Source organism: Streptomyces lonarensis (assembly GCF_012033735.1).
Classification (GTDB): Bacteria; Actinomycetota; Actinomycetes; order Streptomycetales; family Streptomycetaceae; genus Streptomyces; species Streptomyces lonarensis.
Genome location: NZ_JAAVJD010000062.1, coordinates 16717 through 24525 on the forward strand (window position 1 = coordinate 16717; position 7809 = coordinate 24525).

At 75.7% G+C, this 7809-nt stretch carries 5 protein-coding genes, 1 tRNA gene, 1 pseudogene and 1 riboswitch; of the genes and pseudogenes, 2 read left to right on the plus strand and 5 right to left on the minus strand.

Annotation, left to right across the window (positions count from 1 at the left end; genetic code table 11):
- Positions 1-57: 57 nt before the first annotated feature.
- Both HCN56_RS10705 and HCN56_RS10710 read right to left on the minus strand, forming a co-directional pair.
- Positions 58-750 carry a LysM peptidoglycan-binding domain-containing protein gene (locus HCN56_RS10705; RefSeq protein ID WP_167969703.1) on the minus strand — a complete coding sequence of 231 codons (693 nt, stop codon included), beginning with the start codon at positions 748-750 and terminating at the stop codon, positions 58-60.
- A 3-nt stretch (positions 751-753) separates the two neighbouring features.
- Positions 754-918: riboswitch (cyclic di-AMP (ydaO/yuaA leader) on the minus strand.
- A 911-nt stretch (positions 919-1829) separates the two neighbouring features.
- The gene (locus HCN56_RS10710; protein WP_312871167.1) at positions 1830-2897 is read right to left on the minus strand and encodes a transglycosylase family protein; all 1068 of its coding nucleotides are present in this window, start codon (positions 2895-2897) and stop codon (positions 1830-1832) included.
- Positions 2898-3564: 667 nt separating this feature from the next.
- On the opposite strand from HCN56_RS10710, the gene HCN56_RS26990 reads away from it, so the two are divergent.
- Positions 3565-4050, plus strand: a complete 486-nt coding sequence (locus tag HCN56_RS26990) for a hypothetical protein (RefSeq protein WP_167969706.1) — start codon at positions 3565-3567, stop codon at positions 4048-4050.
- Positions 4051-4263: 213 nt separating this feature from the next.
- Here the strand turns inward: HCN56_RS26990 and HCN56_RS10720 are convergent, their stop codons facing one another.
- Entirely contained in the window at positions 4264-5613 is a 1350-nt protein-coding gene (locus tag HCN56_RS10720; protein WP_167969708.1) for a cytochrome P450 family protein, read from the minus strand.
- Positions 5610-6941, minus strand: coding sequence for a sensor histidine kinase (locus tag HCN56_RS10725; RefSeq protein ID WP_167969710.1), 1332 nt, complete (start codon positions 6939-6941; stop codon positions 5610-5612). Before HCN56_RS10725 ends, HCN56_RS10720 begins: the two co-directional genes overlap by 4 nt.
- A gap of 163 nt (positions 6942-7104) precedes the next feature.
- On the opposite strand from HCN56_RS10725, the gene HCN56_RS10730 reads away from it, so the two are divergent.
- Positions 7105-7180, plus strand: a tRNA-Gln gene (locus HCN56_RS10730).
- A gap of 204 nt (positions 7181-7384) precedes the next feature.
- On the opposite strand, the pseudogene HCN56_RS10735 reads toward HCN56_RS10730, so the two are convergent.
- Positions 7385-7809 (minus strand): annotated as a pseudogene (locus tag HCN56_RS10735) (serine/threonine-protein kinase); the annotation flags it as partial.

Below are 7809 nucleotides of genomic sequence, written 5' to 3' on the forward strand. Positions count from 1 at the left end.
CCCCCCCCCCCCCCCCCCACCGGCGGCACCCCGGCCGGAACCGGGGTGCGCCTCGGATCAGAGCGAGAGCTGCTGGCCCGGGAAGATCAGGTTGGGGTTGTCGCCGACGACCGACTTGTTGGCCTCGTAGAGGTCCAGCCAGGTGGTGTTGTTCGCCTCGGCGATCTTGTGGAGGGTGTCGCCGGAGCGGACGGTGTAGTCGCCCTGCTCGCCGGAGGAGGCCGGCTTCTCGGCGCGCTCGGTGGACCGGGAGGCGGGGGCCTCGGTGCGCTGCTCCTGCTGCGGCTCGGCCTGCTGCTGCGGGGCCTGCTGCTGCGGCGCGGACTCCTGCTGCGGGGCCTGCTGCTGGCCGCCGATCTCGGGGGCGGGGCCACCGGAGGTCAGGCCGGCGACCTGGCTGCAGTGCGGCCACGCGCCGGGGCCCTGCATGGAGAGGAGCTTCTCCGCGGTGGCGATCTGCTGGTCCTTGCTCGCGAGGTCGGCGCGCGAGGCGTACTGCGTGCCGCCGGCCGCCTCCCAGCTGGACTGGGAGAACTGCAGGCCACCGTAGTAGCCGTTGCCGGTGTTGATGGACCAGTTACCGGTGGACTCGCACTGGGCGACCTTGTCCCAGGTGTCGACGGAGGCGGCCTGGGCGCCGGTGGCACCCATCAGCGGGAGGGCGACCGCGGCACCGGCAGCGCCGGCGATGGCGGCCACACGGGCGGGCTTGGAGGGACGGCGGTGGCGACCCTTGCCGGAGAACAGCATGTCGTTCCTTCTCACCGACGCCTACGAGGTGAGCTGTCGGGTTCGGGCTAGTGAGTCGCCCGGCCGGTGCGGCGTGCGCCGCCCCGTCTTCACCCCAAGCCGTTCCGGACGTATCCGGACCGGCACTTACCTTGGGTCCCCCGCTCCTGCCTGCGGTGCTACGCAGAGCCGTACCCCCGGGTCGGCGGCAGGATTAGGCGTGAACGACCCGGTTCACCCGCGGTGTGCGAGCCCGGCGACAGTAGGCACAGCCACGATCACGATTCAAGAACGATGAAGATCACACCCCGGGACCGACTTGACGCGAGTTGGGAAACGTCTTCGCAGGTCAGAGGGGCGAGATCACCCCGAAACAGGCAATACAACCCCGAAGTCATCCGAGATGATGGTCACACCACCGACCACAAAACGGTCAAACCGCCGTCAAAGCCAGCAATACGGCCGGTGCTGACGTCTCGTAGGACGGTTCGCCGCGGCGGCGCGGTCGCTGCCGCGGCAGGTCGCGGCGGGGCGGGCGCCCCGAGGTGAGACCGACCACAGCATGCGGTCGAATCAACGCCGCCGGGGGTGAGTTGGGAGCCTCCCGGCCTCCTCGCGAGGGGCCGCCCGCACCGCCGCGGAGCTGCGGCGGAGCCCCCGCGCGACGCCACGACGCGCGCCGACACGGCCAGATCACCCCGGATGGGCGCAGCGCCTGCGCCGGGCGAGTGGGAGGAGGCATATCCCCGCCGGAACGGTGCAGGGGCGGCGGACCGGGACCGCGGCTCGGGGTGGCGGTCGGTGCCGGTCGGCCCGCCCCGGCGTCGGCCGCCGACCGGCCCGGCCCGGCCCTCGTGCGGTGCGGGCGGCGCCGGGGGGCGCGTGGTGGCGGCGGGGGCGGTCGGGAGCGTTCCACGCATGAGGCCCGGTGGCGGCCCCGCACGCCCACAAGATCATCCCGTCCAACGACCACGGTCCTCGCAACTCCCGCAGATCGCGGGTGTTGCGAGGACCGTCGGGACCCAGGCCCCCAAGGGGAGGCCACCGGGCCTCGTGGTGCGCTGCGGGCGGGACGGCACAGCGGCCGCCACCGCCGGCCGCTACGGGGCGGGCGTCTTCGAGGAGCCCGAGGTCGCCTTCGCGGCCTTCTCCGCCTCCTCGGCCTCCTCCGCCTCCTGTTCGGCCTGCTCGGCCGGGGTGAGGGCGAGCAGCTGCCCGGGGAGGATGTGGTCGGGGTTCTCGCCGACCGTGCCGGAGTTCGCCTCGTAGAGCGCGGTCCAGCCGCCGTCCACGCCGAGCTGGCCGGCGATGCCCGACAGCGAGTCGCCGGGCCGGACCTCGTACCCCTCGCCGGTGGCGTCGCCGTCGGCTGCGGCGTCCTCGTCCGGGCCGGGCGCGTTGCCGCCCGTGGCGTCGTCGGCGTCGCCGGCGGCAGGGCGCTCGCCCTGGGCGCCGTCCCCGCCGCCCTGCTCTGCGGAGGCGTCCTCGTCGGCGCGGTCGTCGGCCGCGTGCCGGCCGCCGCTGCGCGCGTCGGAGCGCTCGGACTCGTCGGGGTCGGGCGAGCCGCGGTGCCGGCCGCCGGTGCCGCGCTCGTCCTCGGCTGCGTCGGAGGCGGCCTCGGAGTCGGCGGACGCGCCCTCGTCGGCGCCGGAGTCCCCGGCGACCTCGCCCTTCGTGCCGCTGCGGTCCGCGCGGTCGGTGTCGCTGTCGGTGGCGTCCGGGGCGACGGACCGGCTACCGGCCGGCTCGCCGTCCTCGAAACGGCCGAGCGCGTCCCGGGTGGTCTCCGTCGCGTCGTCGGCCGCCTCCGGGGAGGCGGAGCCGGCGAGGCGCTCGGCGCGGTGCTCCGCGGTGAGACCGCTGGAGAGGGCGCAGGTCGGGAAGGCGGCGCGCGGGCCGCGGTCCTCCAGGATGCGCTCGGCGACGGTGATCTGCTGGCTGCGGCTGGCCAGGTCGGGCCGGTCGGCGAACTCCTCGCCGCCGTACTCGGCCCACATGCTCAGCGGCAGCTGGAGACCGCCGTAGTAGCCGTTGCCGGCGTCGGCGTTCCAGTCGCCGTCGCTCTCGCACTCGGCGACGCGGTCCCAGGTCTCACCGCCGACGGCGTGTGCGGCGCCTGCTCCCAGCAGAGGCAGCGCCGCGGAGGCGCCTGCGACCCCGGCGGTCACCAGGAATGCCGGAGCCTGTTTCGGGCGGCGGTGACGTCCGTTCCCAGAGAGCATGGTGATGACCCCTCATGCGGTGCACTTGCTCGTTTGCTTGCGCGGGTGAAGTTGAGGCCAGAACCTAACGTGCCGCCACAGCGCATCACAAGCCGGTCCCGCGCGGGTCACACTGCGGTCACATCCCTGACGCCATGTCACCGCAGGTGGCGACAGGGACGGGCCACCGCCGCCGCCACCGCGCCCGGAGCGGGTGAACAACTGGCGCGCGACCCGCGACCATCCATCACCCCTGGCGCGGGAAACAGCAGGTGGGAGCCGGTGTTGCCGCGCAGGCGGCGGCGCGGCGCGACCCGCTGGCCACGGTCGATGCGCCGAGACACCCCGGCCGACACCGTGACGGAAAGCGACCACCCGCTCCCCGCAGTGAGGCGCCGCGTGCGGGGCGCGGAGCGGCGCCGCCGTTGCCCGACGGGACGGTGTCCGGAACTGAGACATGGGTCACTCCGCCGCGGCGAACCGCCACACGGCGGACGGACCGGCGCATTCCCTACCCCCGCCGGCTCCCGGCCTACCGCCTGCCCCCCGCTCCGGGGACGGACTCGTAAGATCCGCCCCACCGGCCCGCGCCCGCCGCCGGGACCCGCAGCCCGCCGAGCCGCCGAGGAGACGCATGGAACCCGACCGCTCCGCCCCGACCGCCGTCCCCTTCTTCGCCACCTCCTGGCGCGGCTACCGCCGTCGGGAGGTGGACCGCTACCTCGCCGAGCAGGGCTCGGCCATCGCCGCACGGGACCGCCAGGTCACCGACCGGAACCGGGAGATCGACCGGCTGCGCCACCAGGTGGCCGCGCTCAACGAACGGATCATGGAACTCCACGCCAAGGCAGCCGAGCAGTGGGCCGACGAGAGCGGGCGCGACGGCACAGCGGCCCGCGTCGAGCGGCTCCTGGAGACGGCCGCCGAGGAGGCCGCCCACGCGTCCGACCCGGCCGCGGTCTTCCGGCGTGCGATCGCTGAGGGGGAGGCCCTCGTGGCGCAGAGCCGCCGCCGCGTGGCGCTCCGGGCGGAGCGGACCCGGGAGGCGGACCGGGAGACCGAGGACGCCGCGGCGCTGCTGGCTCGCGCCCGGGCGACGCGGCTGCCCGACGACAGCTGACCGCGGCGGGCGCGCAGGGGCGCCAGGAGGCGAGACAGCGCAGCGCGGGCAGCGCGGACCGGAGGGCGCGGGCGCGGCGTGCCGCCGTGGGACGAATCGGAGCAGGTCGTGGCGGGCGCCGTCGTCCTCGGTGCGGGGCCACGCGAACCGTGCGGGCCCGGTCCGCGGCCTGCCGGAGCGGTGCGGCAGGAGGCGGGGAGGGACAGAGCCGGGTCAGCCCGTCGGCCCTGCCGGCCGGGGGCCCGCCCGCTCGGGCGTGAACTCCACCGGCAGCGTCCGCAGCCCCCGCATGATCAGCCCGCCGCGCCAGCGCAGCTCCTCCGGCGGCACGGCGAGCCGCACGTCCGGCAGCCGCCGGAACAGCGTCGCGAGCGCCGTGCGCGCCTCCAGCCGCGCCAGCGGCGCGCCCAGGCAGTAGTGGACGCCGTGGCCGTAGCCGAGGTGCTGGTTGTCGGTGCGGCGCAGGTCCAGCCGGTCCGGGTCGTCGAACTTGTCCGGGTCGCGGTCGGCGGCGGCGAGCACCACCAGGACGGGATCGCCGCGGCCGATGCTGCGGCCGCCGAGCGTGAACGGCTCCCGCGCGAACCGCCAGGTGGCCATCTCCACCGGGCCGTCGTGGCGCAGCAGTTCCTCCACGGCGGTGGTGAGCCGCTCCTCGTCCCCCGCGGCGACCAGCTCCCGGAAGTACGCCAGCTGCTCGGGGTGGCGCAGCAGGGAGAGCGTGCCGTTGCCGATCAGGTTGACCGTGGTCTCGAACCCGGCGAACAGCAGGATGAAGGCCATCGCGGCGGCCTCCTCCTCGGTCAGGTGCTCGCCGTGGTCCGAGGCCCGGATGAGGCCGGAGATGAGGTCGTCGCCGAGCGCACCGCGCTTGCGGTGGATCAGCTCCGCGAGGTACTCCCGCATCCGCTTGACCGCCCGGCCGACGCCGCCGCGCCGCCCCGAGGTGTGCAGCATCATTCCGGCCCAGCCGTGGAAGTCGGCCTGGTCCTCCTCCGGGACCCCCAGCAGGTCGCAGATGGCGTAGATCGGCAGCGGGAAGGCGAAGGCGTCGATGAGGTCGGCCGACCCGGCTGCCGCGAAGTCGTCGATCAGCCGGTCGGTGAGCGCCGACACCTGCGGGGCGAACGCGGCCACGCGGCGGGGGGTGAACGCCTTGGAGACCAGCCGCCGCAGCCGGGTGTGGTCCGGCGGGTCGATGTTCAGCAGGTGCGTCATCAGGTTGGCGCTGCGTTCGCCCGGGATGCCGACCCGGCCCCGGGTGTGCGCCGCCTGGCTGTGCTGCTCCGGGTTCTTGCTCAGCCGCTGGTCGGCCAGGGCCTGACGGGCGTCCTCGTGGCGGGTCACCAGCCACGCCTCCACACCGCTGGGCAGCTCCGCCCGGTGCACCGGGGCGTTGGCGCGCAGCCAGGCGTAGGCGGGGTAGGGGTCGGCGGCGAACGCGCGGTCGAAGAGCGCGGGGGCCGGACCGGCGCCGGTGACGGGGCAGCGCCCCGGTCCGGCGGCGTCGGCGGCTGCGCTCGCGTCGGGGGCGGCTGCGCTCGCGTCGGGGGCGGAGGTCACTGCTCCCCGTCCCGGTCCGGGATCACCGCCGAGACGCGGAAACCGCCCCGGTCGGTGGGGCCGGAGACGAAACCGCCGCCCAGCGCCGTGACCCGCTCCCGCATCCCTACCAGACCGTTGCCGCCGCTCGGCAGCGAGGCGCCGGGCCCGGGCTCGGCGCCCGGCGGCGGATCGTTCTGCACCAGCACCGCGACCTCCTCCTCGCGGCGGGCGAGCCGCACCACGGTGGTGGCGCCGCCCGCGTGCTTGTGGACGTTGGTCAGCGCCTCCTGCACCACCCGGTAGACGGTCCGCTCGACCGGCGGGGCGTAGCCGCGCCGCTCCCCCTCCTCGGTGAACTCGACCGCCATCCCCGTCTGGCGCGACTGGCCCACCAGGTCGGCCAGCTCCGCCAGCTGCGGCCCGCCGGCGTCACCGGCCGGCGCGGTGGACCGCGCCGTGGCGGCGATCTCCGCCAGCCGCAGCGCCGGGTCGGGCCGCTGGTCGTCGGTCCGGCCGTCGGAGCGGTCGTCGGTCCGCAGCACCCCGAGCATGGTCCGCAGCTCGGTGAGCGCCTGCCGGCCCATGTCGCCGACGAGCGCCGCGTTGCGCGCCGCCTTCTCGGGGTCCTTCGGGGCGACCGCCTGGATGGCGGCGGCGTGGACCACCATCAGCGAGACCCGGTGCGCGACGACGTCGTGCATGTCCCGTGCGATGCGGGTGCGCTCCTCGCGCCGCGCCCACTCGGCGCGCTCCTCCGCCCGCTCCGCCAGCAGCGACAACTCGCGTTCCAGGCCGTCGGCGCGTTCCCGCAGCGACTCCACGAGGCGGCGGCGGGCCCGGACGTACATGCCGACCAGCACCGGGGCGACGACGTGCACCACGCCGAAGGTGAGCACGATCAGCAGCGCGAACCACGTCGGCAGGGGCTGCTCGACCTGCGCCTGCTCCTCCAGGACCGCCAGGTACAGCACCAGGCAGCCGCCGAAGCTGAGCATGGCGGTCAGCAGGGCGATGACCCGCCGCGGCACGTCCGTCACGGTCAGGGTGTACAGGCCGACGACGACGAGCAGCAGCCCCATCTGGGCGGGGAGCAGCGCCACCGCGACCAGGACGACCGCGATGGGCCAGCGCCGGCGCAGCACCAGGACCGAGCCACCGACGGCCGCGACCACCGCGACCGGGGCGACGGGCAGCCCGATGGTCGCCGCGAACGACGGCGCCATCAGCACGCACTCCAGGGCGGAGACCAGCGCGAGGCAGGCGTCCAGGGCCACGGAGCGGCGGCGCGGCCACCACAGCACAGCTCCGCCCTTGCGTTCCACGGCCCCCGCCCCCGCATCGTTCATGCGACCAGACTACGGGGCGGGGTCCACACGTTTTCCGAGCGGATCACGCGAACCGGACACCGCTGCACGCGGCGCCCCCGGGCCCGGCGCACCTGCCGTCGGGACGCCGTCGGGAGAGGGAGTGGGTCACCGCGCGGTGACTCAGGTAGTGTCTTCTCGGCCGTCCGCCGTGGGGTAATCGGTAGCCCGCAGGACTTTGAATCCTCGTAGTGCTGGTTCGAGTCCAGCCGGCGGAGCCACTCTCCCGCGTGTGCGCGGCGCGGCACGTTCCGTGTCGGCATCGCGGCGGACCGCCGCCGCTCCCCGGGGCCGCGTCCCTCCCGTTCACGCCGCAGCCGTGCGGTCGCGCGATGCCGCGGGTTCCCGCAGCCGCCCGTGCCGTCCGCCGCGCGGTGCGCTCCGTCCTGCGCCGCCGAGCGGGCTCGCCCCGCGGGCGGGGCGGCTCAGTCCGTGCCCAGCTCCCGGAGGCAGAGCGCCTCGTCCGCCCGCAGCTGCCGCACGACCGGGTCGTCGGTCCCCGAACCGGTGGTGGAGAACTGGTGCAGCAGCACCCGCAGCTCCGGCAGCGCGGTGGTGTAGTCGCCGCCGTCGACCAGTGCGGCCGCGTACTGCTTGCGCAGGGTGCGCACCACGGTGGAGTCGGCCCCGTAGCGGGCGACCGCGGGTGGCAGGGCGCGGCGGAGCAGCGCGGCCGCGGGGCCGGAGCGGCCGGCGTTGAGTTCCCGCTTCGCCTGCTCGACCAGTTCGGCGACGGCGGGCTGCCCGCTGCTCGGCCCGCCGGCGGTACTCGACCGGGGGTCGGGACGGGCGGGGCCCCGGCCGCCGGGCGGGGTGCGCGGGTCCTGGGCGCGGCTGCGCGGGCCGTCGC

Coding starts and splice junctions, on each gene's coding strand:
- HCN56_RS10725 (WP_167969710.1), bottom strand. CDS start 6,941: ATGAACGATGCGGGGGCGGGGGCCGTGGAACGCAAGGGCGGAGCTGTG.
- HCN56_RS10705 (WP_167969703.1), bottom strand. CDS start 750: ATGCTGTTCTCCGGCAAGGGTCGCCACCGCCGTCCCTCCAAGCCCGCC.
- HCN56_RS26990 (WP_167969706.1), top strand. CDS start 3,565: ATGGAACCCGACCGCTCCGCCCCGACCGCCGTCCCCTTCTTCGCCACC.